We start from the raw sequence: 16,015 nt of genomic DNA on the forward strand, positions 1-16,015 counted from the left end.
ACAGTTCGTTCAACGCACATGAAAGTTGATTCAACATGCTGAGGCTCTGGGGGCGCCTGTCGTCCATCAACGTGCGCAAGGTGGTGTGGGCTGCGCAAGAACTCGGCATCACGGTGCAGCGCACCGACGCGGGCGGCCAGTTCGGGCTGGTGCGCGAGGCCGACTATCTGCAGCGCAATCCCAATGGCCTGGTGCCGCTGATGGAAGACGACGAGACCAGCACCGTGTTGTGGGAATCCAACCCCATCGTGCGCTACTTGTGCGCGCGGCACTCGCCGGGCGAGCTGTACCCTGAAACCTTGCGTGAGCGCTTTGTGGCCGAGCAGTGGATGGACTGGCAGCAGACCACACTGAACCCGGCCGGGCGCGATGCCTTTGTGCAGTGGATACGCACCCCAGCGGCCCAGCGGGACGACGGGCTGATTGCAGCATCCGTGGCGGCCACGGAGCCTCTGATGGGACTGCTGGATGCGCATCTGGCGCGCCAGCCCTTCATGGCGGGCGACCGGTTCACCATGGCGGACATCCCTGTGGCCTGCGAGATCCACCGATGGTGGGGCCTGCCACAAGAACGTGTGGCGCGCCCTCACCTGGAGCGGTGGTACAACACGGTCAGCACCCGGCCCGGCGCACGCGGGGTGCTGGACCAGCCCCTGTCGTGATCCCGGAGCCCCCCATGCACCAGCGTCCCTTCAAGCAAATCGATGTGTTCAGCGATCGCCCGGGTTTTGGCAACCCGGTCGCCGTGGTGCTGGATGCCGAGGGCCTGAGCGACAGCGACATGCGCCGCTTTGCGGCGTGGACCAACCTGTCGGAAACCACCTTTCTGCTGCCCGCCACCGAGGCCGCGCGCGCCGCGGGTGCCGACTACCGCCTGCGCATCTTCAGCCCCAATGGCGAACTTCCCTTTGCGGGGCACCCCACGCTGGGCACCTGCCATGCGTGGCTGCAGGCGGGCAACACGCCACGCCAGCAGGGCATGGTGATCCAGGAGTGCGCGCTGGGTTTGGTGCGTATCGCGCAGGCCGATGGCACCCTGGCCTTTGCCGCCCCGCCCCTGAAGCGCAGCGCGCCCAGCCCGGCCCTGGTGCCGCTGATTGCGAGCGCGTTGGGCCTGCGCCCCCCGCAGATCCTGGGGGCACAACTGCTGGACAATGGCCCGGTGTGGCTGGGCCTGCTGCTCGACAGCGCGGACACCGTGCTGGGCCTGCGGCCGGACCACGCGCGCCTGAAAGACCTGGGCCAGGACGTGGGCGTGATCCATGTCGGCCCCACCGCCCGCGACACCGCCCAGCCCGGCGTGGTGGTGCGCGCCTTTGCCGCCCCCATGGGCAACCCCGAAGACCCGGTCACCGGCACCTTGAACGCCAGCTTGGCCGAGTGGCTGATTGCCGATGGCCTGGCGCCACGCAGCTATCTGGTCGCCCAGGGTGAATGCCTGGGCCGCGCCGGCCGCGTGCACATCCGCCAGGACGACGATCACCAGATCTGGGTGGGCGGGCGTGCAGTCACCTGCATCGAGGGCACGGTGCTGCTATGAATTTGATGGTTTCCGTGCCGCGCCCCAGCGGCTGAATTTCACGCCTGCGGGCTCCTGACGGGGCCTACCGAATCCACACCAAAAACACCGGGCAACACACCCGGTAAGCCCCCGGCGTGCCTCCACCGTCACCTCACTGGCCGCATCACCGATTTTTCTACCAAGGACCACCATGCAACAGCGCCCCTTCCAACAAGTCGATGTTTTCACCGCCCAGGCCTACCGGGGCAACCCGCTGGCCGTGGTGCTGGATGGCACGGGCCTGTCCACCGAGACCATGCAGGAGTTCACGAACTGGACCAACCTGTCCGAAGCCACCTTCTTGTTGCCACCCACTCCAGAAGGCCGCGCCGCCGGTGCCGACTACCGCGTGCGCATCTTCTGCCCGGGGCGCGAGCTACCGTTTGCTGGCCACCCCACGCTGGGCAGCTGCCACGCTTGGCTGAGAGCTGGCGGCAAGCCCCAGGTAGCAGGCAAGGTGGTGCAGGAATGTGGCGTGGGCCTGGTCACGCTGCGCCAGGATGGCGACCGCCTGGCTTTTGCCGCGCCTGCGTTGATCAAAAGCGGACCGCTGGCGGAAGACGACGTGGCCTTGATTGCCAGGGGCTTGGGGGTGGACCGCAGCGACATCCTGCACCACGCCTGGTGCGACAACGGCCCCAACTGGCGCGGGGTGATGCTGCGCTCGGCTGAGCAGGTGCTGGCGCTCAAGCCCGACGCCAGCATCCTCGGCCAGCTCGATGTGGGCGTGGTGGGACCACGCGGAAAAGTGGGTGTCATCGGCAGCACGGACGCAGAAGGCATCGCCTTCGAGGTGCGCGCTTTTTTCCCCGGCAACAACGGCCTGGCCGAAGACCCCGTCACCGGCAGCCTGAATGCCGCGCTGGCGCAGTGGCTCATCGGCGCCGGGCTGGCCCCCACGCAGTATGTGGCCGCCCAAGGCACCTGCCTGGGCCGCGCGGGGCGCGTATTGGTGGAGCAGGACGGCGACACCATCTGGGTGGGCGGCAGCTCGGTCACCTGCGTGTCGGGCGAGGTGCTGCTGTGACCACGGCCATCCCCCAGCACCCACCCTGCGTGGACCACCTGGTTGTGTTGGCTACGGACCTTGCCAGCGGCGTGGCGTGGTGCGAGCGCACGCTGGGCATCACCCCCACGGCGGGCGGTGAACACCCGCTGATGGGCACACACAACCGCATCATCAACGTCTCCAGCCCGGCGCATTCGCGCGTCTATCTGGAGATCATTGCTATCAGCACAGGAGCAACTCCCGCAATACCAGCGGGCGCAAGGCGCTGGTTTGACATGGACGATGCAGCTCTGCAGCAGCAGGTGGCAGCGCACGGCCCGCAGCTCATCCACTGGGTGGCCTCCGTGCCCGACGTGGCCGAGCGGTGTGCCGCGCTGGGGGCGCTCGACATCGAGCGCGGCGCCATCGTCACCGCCAGCCGGCCCACGCCAAACGGCCTGCTGCAATGGCAGATCACCGTGCGCGACGACGGCCTGCGCCTCATGGACGGCTGCCTGCCCACCCTCATCCAGTGGGGCGCGGTGCACCCGTGCGACAACCTGCCCGGCAGCGGCGTGCAACTGCAGCGGCTAACGCTGCAGCATCCGCAGGCCGCCACACTGCAGGCCGCGTGCGAAGCGGTGGGGGTAGCAAACTGCGTCGCCATCACACCCGGCGACACGCCCCGGCTCACCGCTCAGCTCAGCACGCCACGGGGTCCGGTCACCCTCTCGTCGTTCACCCCTCAGGAGTAACCGCCATGCTTTTCTCTGTACAGGAACTGCTGCTCTTCACACTCGCCGCGCTGGTACTGGTGCTCACGCCGGGCCCCAACATGGTGTATTGCGTTTCGCGCAGCCTCACCCAGGGGCCGCGCGCCGGGCTTGTCTCGCTGACCGGGGTGGTGCTGGGTTTTGTCGTGCACCTGCTGGCAGCGGCGCTGGGCCTCACCGCGCTGCTCGCCGCCGTGCCACTGGCGTTTGACGCCATCCGCTACGCCGGTGCCGCCTACCTGCTGTGGATGGCCTGGCAGGCCGTCAAACCCGGCGGCGCTGCTCCTTTCGAGGCGCGCAACCTGCCGCACGACAGCCCGCGCACGCTGTTCCTCATGGGCTTCATGACCAACCTCCTGAACCCCAAGGTGGCCATGTTCTACCTGTCGTTCTTCCCGCAGTTCCTGCACCCCGAGCGCGGCCAGCTGCTGCAACAAAGCCTGACGCTGGGCGCGGTGCAGATCAGCACCAGTGCCGCCGTGAACGCACTGCTGGTGCTGGGTGCAGCCCGCGTGGCGCTGCTCCTCAACCGCAATGCTGCATGGATGCGCGCCCAGCGCTATTTCATGGGCACCGTCCTGGGTCTGCTGGCCCTCAAACTGTTGACTGAAAAGAAAGCCGCCGCATGAACACCCGCCTCGACCCCACCGCCCTGCTGCCCACCCTGGCCGACATCGAAGCCGCTGCCGAGGTGGTGTACCGCGACTTCGCCGCCACGCCCCAGTACCGCTGGGGCCTGCTCAGCCAGCGCCTGGGCACCGACTGCTGGCTCAAGCACGAGAACCACACGCCGGTGGGCGCGTTCAAGATTCGCGGTGGCTTGACTTACTTCGACCAGCTCGCCCAGCGCGGCGCGCTGCCCTCTGAGGTCATCAGCGCCACACGCGGCAACCACGGCCAGAGCATGGGCTGGGCCGCGCGCCGCCACGGCGTGGCCTGCACCATCGTCGTGCCACGCGGCAATTCGGTCGAGAAAAACGCTGCCATGCGCGCACTGGGCGTCACGCTCATCGAACACGGCGACGACTTTCAGGAAGCGCGCGAACACGCCATCCAGCTCGCGGCCCAGCGCGGCGCCCACATGGTGCCCAGCTTCCACCCCGACCTGCTGCGCGGCGTGAGCACGTATTGGTGGGAGTTCTTGCGGGCCGTGCCGCAGCTCGACGTGGTGTATGTGCCCATCGGCCAAGGCTCGGGTGCGTGCTCGGCCATCGCGGCCAAGCTGGCCCTGCAGCACTCGGTGCGCGTGGTCGGAGTGGTCAGCAGCCACGCCACCACCTATGCCGATTCGCTGGCCGCCGGCCGCGTGATCGAGGCGCCCGTCAGCACCCATCTGGCCGACGGCATGGCCTGCCGCGTGGCCGACCCCGAAGCCTTGGCCGTGATGGCCCCGCACATCGACCATATCGTGCAGGTGAGCGATACCGAAGTGGCCGCCGCCATGCGCGCCTTGTTCACCGACACGCACAACGTGGCCGAGGGTGCAGGCGCTGCGGCGCTGGCGGCAGCGCTGCAGGAACGCGACCAGCTCCAGGGCTTGCATGTGGGCCTGGCGTTGACAGGCGGCAACGTGGACGCGCCGATGTTCAGCAGCGTTCTGGCGGGCTGATCCCGTTGCACACACAAGCTACCACGCTATTCATTCAGTAGCATTGGTCGCTTGTGTGACAAGCGCCAGGGCCCTGTTCTGGCCACAATCCGCCGCATGGGAACCCTCTACCTCGTGCGCCACGGCCAGGCCTCGTTTGGCGCAGATGACTATGACGTGCTCAGCGCGCGCGGGCGCGAACAGGCCGTGCGCCTGGGCGAATACTGGCGAGCGCGGGGGATGGCGTTCGACGCCGTCATCACCGGCACGCTGCGCCGCCACACGCAAACGCTGGAAGGCATTGCCGAAGGCTTGCAGGCCATGCCCCAAGTGCTTCAATTGCCGGGCCTCAACGAATACGACAGCCATGCACTCATCGCGGCCATCCACCCGCAGCCGCTGGGCAAAGCCGATACGCCCGAGTTGTACCGCGCGCACTTTCGCATCCTGTGCGACGCGCTGGCGCAGTGGATGGCGGGCGTCATCAGCCCGCAGGGCATGCCGACGTGGAACGAATTTTCTGCTGGCGTGCGCGCTGCGCTCGACCATGTGCGCCACCACCACGCGGGCCACAACGTGCTGCTGGTAAGCAGTGGCGGCCCCATTTCCACGGCCGTGGGCGAGGTGCTGGGCACCGCACCCGAGGTGACCATTGCGCTGAACATGCGCATCCGCAACAGCGCGGTGACGGAGTTCTCGATCTCGCCAAAGCGGTTGATGCTGCAGACGTTCAACACGCTGCCGCACCTGAACGAGCTGGAGCATGCGGGATGGGTAACGCATGCTTGACGCCTGCGGTCGGAATTTTGGGTATTTTTGGCTTCTAGCGCCTACTGGACAAGCGCTAAAAGCTATGCAATTTATAGCAAACTGACATTCCTGGCCCCCACTGCGCCCGGCAGCAGCACCGCGACTCCAGGCCGCTCCCACACCGGAATCCGTGTTGGGGGACCTTACCGCCCCTCTACAAATCCAGCGCCAGAAACCGGGTTCCCGGCACCGGGTTGAAGCTCACGGGCTCAGCCGTGACAAAGCCCAAGGATTCATAGAGCCTTTGGGCCGCGACAAATTCGGGAAGCACGTCCAGGCACATGCGCCGGTAGCCGACCTCCCTCGCGACGCGCAGCATCTCCTCGACCAGCTTCCGCCCCAGATCCATCCCCCGGGCCACAGGCCGCACATACACGCGCTTCAACTCGCAGGTGCCGTCCTCCACACGGCGCAGGGCCGCACAGCCCACCACACGGCCCTCGACGACGGCCAGCAGAACACCGCCATCGGGCTCCGCGTACTTGCCGGGCAGCTCCGCGAACTCCTGCTCATAGTCCTGAAAATCGAGATTGGCGGTCGGACTCTGGACGTACTCGCGAAAGATCGCGGTGACTGCGGGGAGATCGTCGGGGAAGATGGCGCGCCGGATCGTGGTCATGCGGGGACGGACGGGAGGGGTTGCGCAAATGCGCTCATTCGGTCTCGGGGCGCACAGTCTGCAACGGCAGGTGCACCAGCTCCTCCAGCAGCGCCACCAATTGCCCTGCCGCAGCGTCCACCACCGCCTGCCCTTTGTCGGCCGTGGCTCCAGCCGCATTGCCCACCGCACCGGCCGGGTGGTAGTCCTGCATCTGCCAGCCCAGCTTGGCGCTTTTGCCGTTGCCCAGAATGGCGTAGCGCTCCGACCGGTCTTGCGACGTGGATCGGAAATCCCGCGCATGCTCCATGTGCACCGTGCCGGGTGCCAAGTGCAGCATCATCGAGGTCTCGATCTCGCCCGCGTGGATGCCAAAGCGGTGCTCCTGGGCGCTGAACTGGCCCGCCACCGCCTCGGGCAGCGGCAGGCTGAACCAGCTGGCGCTGTAGACGATCAGGTCGCAGCGCGTGCGCAGCTCGCGCGCCACGATGTCCATCACGCTCACCTGGCCACCGTGCCCGTTGAACAGCAGCAGCTTCTTGACGCCTGCACGGGCCACACATTCCCCGATCTCGGTCCACAGCGCAATCACCGTGGCTGGAGACAGCGTGAGCGTGCCCGGAAAGCGAATGTGCTCCGGGCTCAGGCCCACGTTCTGTGACGGTAAAAACAGCACGGGCAGGTCGGCAGGCAGTTGCGGCAATGCAGCGTCGATCACGCCCTGCAGTAGCGTGGCGTCCACCGACAGCGGCAGGTGCGGGCCATGCTGCTCGACGGCGGCCACGGGCAACACCGCCACGACCTGATCGGCCTGGCCGCTGTGCTGCAGCGCGGCAAAGTCGCGGGTGGACAGGTCGGCCCAAAAGTGCGAGGGCAAGGAGAGTGGTGCAGATTGGGGCGCGGCGGCAGCGGTCATGCCGCGATGTTAGGGCCTGTTCCGGGGCGCGTCACTTCAGCGCCATCTTGCCCAGCCACACCAGCAGGTGTGCCACGCCCATCACCAGCAGAGCGGTGGATGCCAGCCCACTGGCCCAGCAGCCCAGGCCACGGCGGCGCTGCCAGGCGCGTACCACCAGAGCCACCACCCAGCCCACCGCTGCCAGCCCGGCCCACAGCATCCACAACAGCCCCACGCCCAGGCAGCCAAAGCTCTCGCAGTACAGCGTGAAGGTGTAGTAGGACAGCCCTCCCAATGCCACGCACAGCCCCAGCAACAGCACGTCCAGCGTGCGCGAGACCCACACTGCCATACGCGAAATCGGGGCCGAAGAAGACGACTGTGGCGATGAGGGCAAGGGCGTGTTCATGAAAAACCGAAGGTGGAGCGGCGCGGAATGATGCGTGGCAGAAACCCCTGCAGCCCAGCATAGCGCCTGCCCCACCGCCGCGCGCCGCCGCCCATCCCGCTACCATCACCGCATGACCCAAGACCTCTTCCGCCAAGACGCCTACCTGCGCGAATGCAGCGCCCACATCACCGCCGTCACCGATACCGGCATCGTGCTGGACCAGACCGTGTTCTACCCCCTGGGCGGCGGCCAGGCCGGTGACAGCGGCGTGCTGGTGCTGGCCGACGGCACCGAGATCGCCATCGCCGACACCCGCAAGGGCAAGGACGCCGAAGGCAACCCCACCAGCGACATCGTGCACATCCCCGCCCCCGGGCAGGAAGACCGCGTGGCGCAGCTCGCGCCCGGCACCGCTGTCACGGCCCGCATCGACTGGGAGCGCCGCCACCGCATGATGCGGCTGCACACCACCAGCCACCTGCTGTGCCATGTGGTGCCGCAGCTGGTCAACGGCTGCTCCATCACGCCCGACTACGCTCGGCTGGACTTTGCGATGACCGACCCGCTGGACAAGGAGCAGCTGACCGCCGCCATCGCCACCCTGGTGGCCGCTGCGCACCCGCTCACCGTGGCCTCGATCAGCGACGAAGAACTGGACGCCAACCCCGCGCTGGTCAAAAGCATGAGCGTGCAGCCCCCGCGCGGCACCGGGCGCATCCGCACCATCCGCATCGGTGGCGAAGACAACGCGCCGCTGATCGACCTGCAGCCCTGTGGCGGCACGCATGTGGCCAACACGTCGGAGATCGGCGCCATCGTGGTGACCAAGATTGAAAAGAAAAGCGCCGCCACCCGCAGGGTGGTGCTGGGCTTTGCCCAGTGAGCGAAGCGAAGAGCGCTTTTCTTTGGGACGGAATCATTTGCACGCAGTGCAAGTGAGGCCGCGCCAAAAGTCCCAGCCATAAACCCACCACCCGCAGGGTGGTGCTGGGTTTTGCCCAGTGAGCGCAGCGACGAGCACGCTCCTCAAATGTCAACAATCTTGAGCCGCCGCAGCCCCCGGTTGCAATGGCTTACCCCGCCAGACCCACAACGGGGACAATAGCGGCCCGCGCGCGCGGCCTTTTTTGGACTTCTTGCACCCGGCTTCCTGGGGCTGCGGCGCTCACTTTTGCCTGCCGCCATGCCGATCTCCCTGCGCTCCGTCTCGTTTGCCTCACTGCGCCAGCACCGCTGGTTCCGCCCTGCCGTCCGCGCGCTGGCGGGTTTGATCGTCCTGTGGCTGGTCACCTGGCTGGCCATTCCGCCGCTGGTCAAGGGGCCGCTGGAGCGCATTGCGTCCGAACAACTGGGCCGCACCGTCACCGTGGGGGGCATCGACTTTGAGCCCTGGAGCCTGGAATTCGCGCTGCGTGACGTGGCCGTGGCGGGAGCCAACGGCGCGCCCCCACAGCTGACCATTGGCCGCGTCTATGCCGATGGCGAGTTGCAGTCGCTGCTGCGCCTGGCGCCCGTGGTGGACGCCTTCACCATCGAAAACCCGGTGCTGCGCATCACCCACCTGGGCGACGGCCGCTATGACGTGGACGACATCATCGCCAAGGTCACCGCGCCCACCAGCGAACCCGAGCCCGACAAAGGCCCCGCACGGGTGGCGCTGTACAACCTGGCACTGACGGGTGGCAGCATCGACTTCTCGGACACCGCCGTGGATAAAACCCACGAGGTGCGCGACCTGGCCCTCAAGGTGCCTTTCATCAGCACCTTGCCGTCGCAACGCGAGGTGAAGGTCGAGCCCCACCTGGCGTTCACGCTCAATGGCAGCCGGTTTGACTCGTCCGCCCAGGGCACGCCGTTTGCGCAGACCGGCCAGGCTGACGCGCAGATTCGGCTGGACGGGCTGGACCTCGCACCCTACCTGGGCTATTTGCCAGCCAACCTGCCCGTCAAGGTGTTGGGCGCCACGCTGGATGCGGATGTGAAGGTGGCCTTTGAGCAGCACCCGCGCATGGCCGTGAAGCTGACCGGCACCGTGCAAGCCAGCGGCGTACGCATCGCAGACCGCCAGGGCGCCGACCTGCTGAGCTATGAGCGCCTGAAAGTCGACATGGCCGATGTGCGCCCTCTGGACCAGGTGGTGCGACTGCAGCATGTGGAGCTGACCGCGCCCGTGGTCACCGCCACGCGCGATGCAGCAGGCCAGATCAACCTGGCGCAACTGGCACCGCCTGCACCGCCGCCATCGGCGGTCAAGGGCAAGACCCCCGCACCTGCGGCACCTGCATCTGCTGAACCGGCGTCTTCGCCACTGGCCAGCGCCAGCGCAGCATCGGCCTCTGCCTCGCCCGCTTCCTCCAGCAAAGCCAAGGCCAAGGCCGCACCCGCCTGGGTCGTGGAAGTCGCCACCGCCGCAGTGCGCGGCGGCACCCTGCGCTGGGCCGACCAGACCACGCGCCCCGCAGCGGCCCTGCAGGCCACAGAGGTCACGCTGGATGCGGCCGACGTCGCCGTCCCCTTCGCCAAACCCTTTACCTTCAAGGGCGGGCTCAACCTGCAGGGCAGCACACTCAGCTTCACCGGCGAAGCCACGGACCAGAAGGCCCAGGTCAACGCCACCCTGAACGCCCTGGCCCTGCAACTGGCCGCGCCCTACCTGGCCCAGACGCTGGAGCCCACGGTGACCGGCCAGCTCAGCGGCGATGTGGGCGTGCTGTGGCAAGCGCCCACGCCACAGGCCGCGCAGGCAGGCGCCACCGGCGTCACCCTCAAGGCAGGCCCCTTGGCGCTGGAGCAACTGGCCGTCAAGCAGGGCAAGACCACCTTGGCCAGCCTGGGCAAGCTCGACATTGCCGGGGCCGAAGTGCCCCTGGACGCACGCGCCGCCACGCTGGAGCGCCTGGCCATCAGCCAGCCGCAACTGGCGGTGGAACGGGGCGCGGACGGGCGCTGGATGTTCGAGCGCTGGCTCAAGGCAGCGCCCTCCGTGCAAGGCAGCGCAACGACCGACCCAGCCCCCGCCAGCAACGCCGCGCCCTGGAAGCTGCGCGTGGCCGATTTCTCGGTGCAGGGCGGCACCGTCTCGCTGGCCGACAACGCCCAGCCGCGCCCCGTGGCGCTGGACGTGACGGCCCTGGGCATCACCGCCCGCAACCTGGCCAGCGACGGCAGCAAGCCCGAAGCCTTCACGCTCACCGCCCGCGCCGCCGCACCGGGCAAGAGCAGCAAGGCCGCGCCGGGCAAGCTCGACTACCAGGGCACGCTGGCCCTGCAGCCGCTGACCACCCAGGGCAAGCTCGACGCCACCCGCCTGCCGCTGCACGCACTCGACGGCTACCTGGCCAGCCAGCTGTCGGTAGAACTGCTGCGCGCCGATGTGGGCTACCGGGGCCAGGTGGCCCTGGCGCAGACCGACAAAGGAGTCAGCCTGCGTCTGAGCGGTGATGCCGTGGTGGAAGACCTGCAGGCCAACAGCACCGCCGCCTTCACCCCCAAGACCGAGGCCCAGGTGGGTGAGGAACTGCTGGCCTGGAAGAGCCTGAACCTGCGCGGCCTGGCCGTGGCCACCGCCCCCGGCACCGCGCCGCGCGTGGAGGTCAAAGAAACCAGCCTGGTGGACTTTTTTGCCCGGGTCACCATCAACGAGGCCGGCCGCATCAACCTGAGCGACATTGCCAAGACCCCGGCCGAGGCACGTGCGGCCAATGCGGCCAGCGCTGCGGCCAGCACGGCCGCCCCCACGGCATCGGCCCCCGCCTCAGCCGCATCGGCAGTGCCCACAGCCCCTGCCCCTGCTGCGGTGGCCCAGGCCGACCCGCTGGCCCCTGTGGTGGTCTTTGGCCCCGTGAGCCTGGTCAACGGCAAGGTGCTGTTCTCGGACTTTTTCATCAAGCCCAACTACTCGGCCGACCTGTCGGAGCTGACTGGCAAGCTCAGCGCGTTCTCGTCCGAAGCCTCGGGTGGCGAGCCCGTGCTGGCCGAACTGGAGCTGCGCGGCCGCGCCGAGGGCTCGGCATCGCTCGAAGTCACCGGCAAACTCAACCCGCTGGCCAAACCGCTAGCCCTCGACATCGTGGGCAAGGTGCGCGACCTGGAGCTGCCCCCGCTCACGCCCTATTCCGTCAAATACGCGGGCCATGGCATCGAGCGCGGCAAGCTCAGCGTGGACGTGAACTACAAGGTGCTGCCCAATGGCCAGCTCACCGCCAGCAACCGGCTGGTGCTCAACCAGCTGACCTTTGGCGAGCCCGTGGAGGGCGCGCCCAACAGCCTGCCCGTGAAGCTGGCCGTGGCCCTGCTGGCTGACCGCCAGGGCGTGATCGACCTGGACCTGCCCATCAGCGGCTCGCTCAACGACCCGCAGTTCCGCATTGGCCCGGTGATCTTCAAGATCATCGTCAACCTCATCGGCAAGGCGCTGACCTCGCCGTTCAGCCTGCTGGCCAGCGCCTTCGGCGGTGGCGACGAGATGAGCCACGTGCCCTTTGCCCCTGGCAGCGCCACCCTCACACCCGAGGCGCAGCAGAACCTGGACAAGGTGGCCAAGGCCCTGGCCGACCGCCCCGCGCTCAAGATCACTGTGACCGGCACGGCCAGCCTGCAGGACGAGCGCGAAGGCCTGCGGCGCGAGAGCCTGCAACAACGGGTGCTGGCCGAAAAACGCCGCGCCAATCCGGGCGATACCGCCCCCGTATCGGCCGCCGAATACCCCGCCCTGCTCAAGGAGGTGTACCGCCGCGCCGACATCCCCAAGCCGCGCAACCTGGTCGGCCTGACCAAGGAGCTCACGGTGCCCGAGATGGAAGCCCTGCTGCTGGCCAACCAGCCCGCCACCGAGGCCATGGCCGCCGAACTGGCCACGCAGCGCGGCCAGGCGATCCGCGCCTATCTGGTGGCGCAGAAGCTGCCAGTAGAGCGGTTGTTCGTAGCGGCCCCCAAGGCTGGCAAACAGCCCGAAAAGTGGACCCCGCGTGCGGATTTGAGCCTGGCGACACAATAGGCGCCTGGCTGGCGGAAGGTTCCGGGGAATCCCCCTCCGCCAGTCTGATCGCCCCGCAGGCAGAGCACAGGGGCGCCGGAACCAAACCCGCCCTGCCAGCTCCCACACTGCACCATGCCTTCACGCCCGCTTTACCGCCTCGCAGTTACTCTGTTTTTGATAGCTGCAAGCGCTTTATGGACGGGCGCAAACGCCCAATTTAGCCCCAAAACCAGCGGACAGGGCACCAGCGTGGTCACCACGCCCTATGTGCGGGCCGAGTTGCTGGCCCATGCGCCCCAGGGCGTGGCGCCCGGCCAGCCGCTGTGGCTGGGCCTCTCGATCACCCACCAGCCCGAGTGGCACACCTACTGGAAGAACCCTGGCGATTCTGGCCTGCCCACCGACCTGGCCTGGACGCTGCCAGCCGGTCTGGACGCGGGCGAGATCGCCTGGCCCCTGCCCAAGAAGATCCCCATCGGCACGCTGGCCAACTATGGCTACGAAGGCACGGTGCTGCTGCCCGTACCCGTCACCGTGGCCAGCAGTTTTGCCCCCAGCCCGTTGGCCAAGGACGCAACGATCAAGCTGCGCGCCTCCTGGCTGGTGTGCCGCAAGGAGTGCATTCCCGAAGAAGGCGAATTCACGCTGCAGTTGCCCATCCAGAGCACCACGGCGCTCAACGGCGCCGCCTTTGAGGCGGCCGCCAAGGCCCTGCCCCAACCCGTGCTGGCAGGCACCAACGGCATCGTGCCGGACAGCCAGGCGCAGATTGCCGACGGCAACCTGCTGAACGTCAGCGTGCAGGGCCTGCCCGTGGCGCTGCGTGGCAAGACACTGGACCTGTTCCCCGAAACCGCCGAAGTCATCGACAACGCCGCGCAGTGGAAGCAGGCCTGGAACGGCAGCGTGTGGACCGCGCAGATTCCCCTGTCTGCCCAGCGCAGCGCCAGCCCCAGCCTGATGCCCGTGGTGCTGGCCGAGCAGTCGCCCGCACATGCCACTGGCCCCGACACGCGCACCGGCTACCGCGCAGAGCTGAAGGTGCTGGGCACCTGGCCGCAGGTGGCGTCGGTTGCCAGCGTGTCGCCCGCGCTGGAGGCCGCGCTCAAGGCCAATGCTGCGCAGGCAAGCGGCGCTGCCGCGCCAGCCATGGGCTCCGGAGCCTCGTCCCTCACCCTCACGGCCGCGCTGCTGGGCGCCTTGCTTGGCGGGCTCATCCTCAACCTCATGCCCTGCGTGTTCCCGGTGCTGGCGATCAAGGTGGTGGGCTTTACCCAGCATGCGCAAGACCGGCGCGCGCACCGCGTGAGCGGCATCGCCTACACAGCGGGTGTGGTGCTGTCGTTCATCGCCCTGGGCGCCCTCATGCTGGGCCTGCGCGCAGCAGGCGAGGCGGTGGGCTGGGGCTTTCAGCTGCAGTCGCCCGCCGTGGTGGCATCGCTGGCGGCGCTGTTCACGCTGATCGCGCTGAACCTGGCGGGCGTGTTCGAGTTCGGGCATTTTCTGCCGTCCTCGGTGGCCAGCCTGCAGGCCCGCCACCCTGTGGCCGACAGCTTCCTCACCGGTGTGCTCGCCGTGGCCGTGGCATCGCCCTGCACTGCGCCGTTCATGGGCGCATCCCTGGGCCTGACCGCCACGCTGCCCGCGCCCCAGGCGCTGGCCGTGTTTGCGGCGCTGGGGCTGGGGCTGGCGCTGCCGTACCTGGCAGCCAGCTTTGTGCCCTCCGTGGCGCGCGCCCTGCCACGCCCCGGCGCGTGGATGGACACCTTCCGCAAGCTCATGGCCTTCCCCATGCTGGCCACTGTCGTCTGGCTGGTGTGGGTGCTGGGCCAGCAAAGCGGCATCGATGGCGCCGGTGCGCTGCTGATCCTGCTGGTGGGCCTGTCGCTGGTGGTGTGGGCCCTGTCGCTGGCCGGGCGTGCGCGCGTGTGGATGGCCACGGTGTCCATCGCGGCCATGGCCTTGCTGGTCTGGGCCTTTGCGCCCCACATCACGCACATTCCTACCGCGCAGGCCGCCACACCGTCCACGCAGGCTTCGGCCACCGGCTGGCAGCCCTGGGCACCCGGCGCGGCCGAGCAGATCGTGGCCACTGGTCGCCCCGTGTTTGTGGACTTCACCGCCGCCTGGTGCGTGACCTGCCAATACAACAAGAAGACCACGCTGGCCAACGCCGATGTGCTGGCCGACCTGCAGACCAAGAACGTGGCCCTGCTGCGTGCTGACTGGACGCGCCGCGACCCCGCCATTACTGCGGCGCTGACCCAGCTTGGACGCAGCGGCGTGCCGGTGTACGTGTTCTACCGCCCCGGCAAGCCGCCGGTGGTACTGACCGAGGTGCTCAGCGTGGACGAGGTGCGTGCCACCATCGCCCAGCTATAGCCCTCCCTGCTTTCGACCACCCGCCAACCCTTCAGGAGACCCCGCCATGAAGCTGCTTCGCCGTACGTTGATCGCCACTGCTGCCCTGGTCGCACTGGGCGCCCAGGCCACTGCCACCGTGGGCCAGCCCGCGCCCGACTTCACGCTCAAGGACACGTCGGGCAAAACCGTGCGCCTGTCGGACTTCAAAGGCAAACACGTGGTGCTGGAGTGGACCAACCCCGGCTGCCCCTTCGTGCGCAAGCACTACGACAGCGGCAACATGCCCGCCACGCAGAAAGACGCCACCGGCCAAGGCGTGGTGTGGCTGTCCATCAACTCCACCGAAAGAGCCAGCAGCGACTACCTGGAGCCCGCCAAGCTGATGGCCTGGAAGCAGGAGCGCAAGGCCACCCCCACCGCCGTGCTGATGGACGAGGAAGGCACCGTGGGCAAGAGCTACGGCGCCCGCACCACGCCACACCTGTACATCGTCAACCCGCAGGGCGTGCTGGTGTATGCAGGCGGTATCGACAGCATCCCTTCGGCGCGCCCGGCTGACATCGAGAAGGCCACCAACTATGTGAAGGTGGGGCTGGCAGAAACGCTGGCTGGCAAGCCGATTTCGGCGGCCACGACGCAGCCTTACGGCTGCAGCATCAAGTACAAATCGGCCAGCTGAAAAAGAACTTCAGCGCGCCACGCAGTTCACCCGCAGAGCACGCGGAGTGTGGAAGTACATGGTGTTGCCCTTGCCACGGATGTAGGTGCCGCCATCACCGTATCCAAAACCCGATGCCACGCGCTCAGGCTGCAGCGGCACGGTGCGACCATTCATTTCCAGCAGCGCAGGGCCATCGGGCTGGGCGGGCCAGTGCACCACCATCATGGGGCCACGGTCACAGGCGTAGGTCGTGACGCGCTGGACCTTGGGCACATCGGGGGCACGGGGCGGGGTGCAGGCGCTCAGGGCAAAGGTGGACAAGACAACAGCCGTGGCGACAAGGCCAGTGGTGCGGCGGGCGCGTGGTGGGTTCTGCACGGGATCTCCTCGGATTCTGGGTCGGTG

General features: G+C 67.9%; 15 protein-coding genes. 11 read left to right on the forward strand and 4 right to left on the reverse strand.

What is annotated here, in order from left to right; genetic code table 11:
- Positions 1 to 35: 35 nt before the first annotated feature.
- From ACT89O_RS21605 to ACT89O_RS21635, 7 genes are all read left to right on the forward strand, one after another.
- A complete protein-coding gene (locus ACT89O_RS21605; protein ID WP_055398324.1) occupies positions 36 to 662 on the forward strand; it encodes a glutathione S-transferase in 627 nt (208 codons plus the stop codon).
- A 14-nt stretch (positions 663 to 676) separates the two neighbouring features.
- Positions 677 to 1,540, forward strand: coding sequence for a PhzF family phenazine biosynthesis protein (locus ACT89O_RS21610; RefSeq protein ID WP_487261136.1), 864 nt, complete (start codon positions 677 to 679; stop codon positions 1,538 to 1,540).
- 172 nt (positions 1,541 to 1,712) lie between these two features.
- Positions 1,713 to 2,588: a PhzF family phenazine biosynthesis protein gene (locus tag ACT89O_RS21615; RefSeq protein ID WP_487261137.1), complete on the forward strand. Its 876-nt coding sequence runs from the start codon at positions 1,713 to 1,715 to the stop codon at positions 2,586 to 2,588.
- Complete coding sequence (locus ACT89O_RS21620; RefSeq protein ID WP_487261138.1) at positions 2,585 to 3,304, forward strand: VOC family protein; 720 nt, start codon at positions 2,585 to 2,587, stop codon at positions 3,302 to 3,304. Before ACT89O_RS21615 ends, ACT89O_RS21620 begins: the two co-directional genes overlap by 4 nt.
- Positions 3,305 to 3,309: 5 nt before the next feature.
- On the forward strand, positions 3,310 to 3,951 hold the full coding sequence (locus ACT89O_RS21625) for a LysE family translocator (protein ID WP_228898986.1): 642 nt from the start codon (positions 3,310 to 3,312) through the stop codon (positions 3,949 to 3,951).
- A complete protein-coding gene (locus ACT89O_RS21630; RefSeq protein ID WP_487261139.1) occupies positions 3,948 to 4,931 on the forward strand; it encodes a threonine dehydratase in 984 nt (327 codons plus the stop codon). The genes ACT89O_RS21625 and ACT89O_RS21630 overlap by 4 nt, the downstream gene beginning before the upstream one ends.
- Positions 4,932 to 5,027: 96 nt before the next feature.
- Positions 5,028 to 5,699 (forward strand): histidine phosphatase family protein, encoded by a 672-nt coding sequence (locus ACT89O_RS21635; RefSeq protein WP_055398330.1) that lies wholly within the window; start codon positions 5,028 to 5,030, stop codon positions 5,697 to 5,699.
- Positions 5,700 to 5,874: 175 nt separating this feature from the next.
- Here the strand turns inward: ACT89O_RS21635 and ACT89O_RS21640 are convergent, their stop codons facing one another.
- Genes ACT89O_RS21640 through ACT89O_RS21650 form a run of 3 tightly spaced genes read right to left on the reverse strand, consistent with a single transcriptional unit; the run spans position 5,875 to position 7,625 of the window.
- Entirely contained in the window at positions 5,875 to 6,339 is a 465-nt protein-coding gene (locus ACT89O_RS21640; protein WP_431150880.1) for a GNAT family N-acetyltransferase, read from the reverse strand.
- 34 nt (positions 6,340 to 6,373) lie between these two features.
- Positions 6,374 to 7,234, reverse strand: coding sequence for a creatininase family protein (locus tag ACT89O_RS21645; RefSeq protein ID WP_487261140.1), 861 nt, complete (start codon positions 7,232 to 7,234; stop codon positions 6,374 to 6,376).
- A gap of 31 nt (positions 7,235 to 7,265) precedes the next feature.
- Positions 7,266 to 7,625, reverse strand: coding sequence for a hypothetical protein (locus tag ACT89O_RS21650; RefSeq protein WP_487261141.1), 360 nt, complete (start codon positions 7,623 to 7,625; stop codon positions 7,266 to 7,268).
- A gap of 112 nt (positions 7,626 to 7,737) precedes the next feature.
- Between ACT89O_RS21650 and ACT89O_RS21655 the strand changes: the two genes are divergently transcribed.
- The 4 genes from ACT89O_RS21655 (at position 7,738) to ACT89O_RS21670 (ending at position 15,628) form a co-directional block, all read left to right on the forward strand.
- Positions 7,738 to 8,490, forward strand: a complete 753-nt coding sequence (locus tag ACT89O_RS21655) for an alanyl-tRNA editing protein (protein WP_487261142.1) — start codon at positions 7,738 to 7,740, stop codon at positions 8,488 to 8,490.
- A gap of 300 nt (positions 8,491 to 8,790) precedes the next feature.
- Positions 8,791 to 12,603: a DUF748 domain-containing protein gene (locus ACT89O_RS21660; protein ID WP_487261143.1), complete on the forward strand. Its 3,813-nt coding sequence runs from the start codon at positions 8,791 to 8,793 to the stop codon at positions 12,601 to 12,603.
- 114 nt (positions 12,604 to 12,717) lie between these two features.
- Positions 12,718 to 14,967, forward strand: a complete 2,250-nt coding sequence (locus ACT89O_RS21665) for a protein-disulfide reductase DsbD family protein (protein WP_487261144.1) — start codon at positions 12,718 to 12,720, stop codon at positions 14,965 to 14,967.
- A gap of 46 nt (positions 14,968 to 15,013) precedes the next feature.
- The gene (locus ACT89O_RS21670; RefSeq protein WP_487261145.1) at positions 15,014 to 15,628 is read left to right on the forward strand and encodes a thioredoxin family protein; all 615 of its coding nucleotides are present in this window, start codon (positions 15,014 to 15,016) and stop codon (positions 15,626 to 15,628) included.
- Between the two features lie 9 nt (positions 15,629 to 15,637).
- Here the strand turns inward: ACT89O_RS21670 and ACT89O_RS21675 are convergent, their stop codons facing one another.
- Positions 15,638 to 15,988, reverse strand: a complete 351-nt coding sequence (locus ACT89O_RS21675) for an MliC family protein (protein ID WP_487261146.1) — start codon at positions 15,986 to 15,988, stop codon at positions 15,638 to 15,640.
- Between the last annotated feature and the right edge of the window lie 27 nt (positions 15,989 to 16,015).

The organism is Acidovorax sp. NN32, from assembly GCF_057597245.1.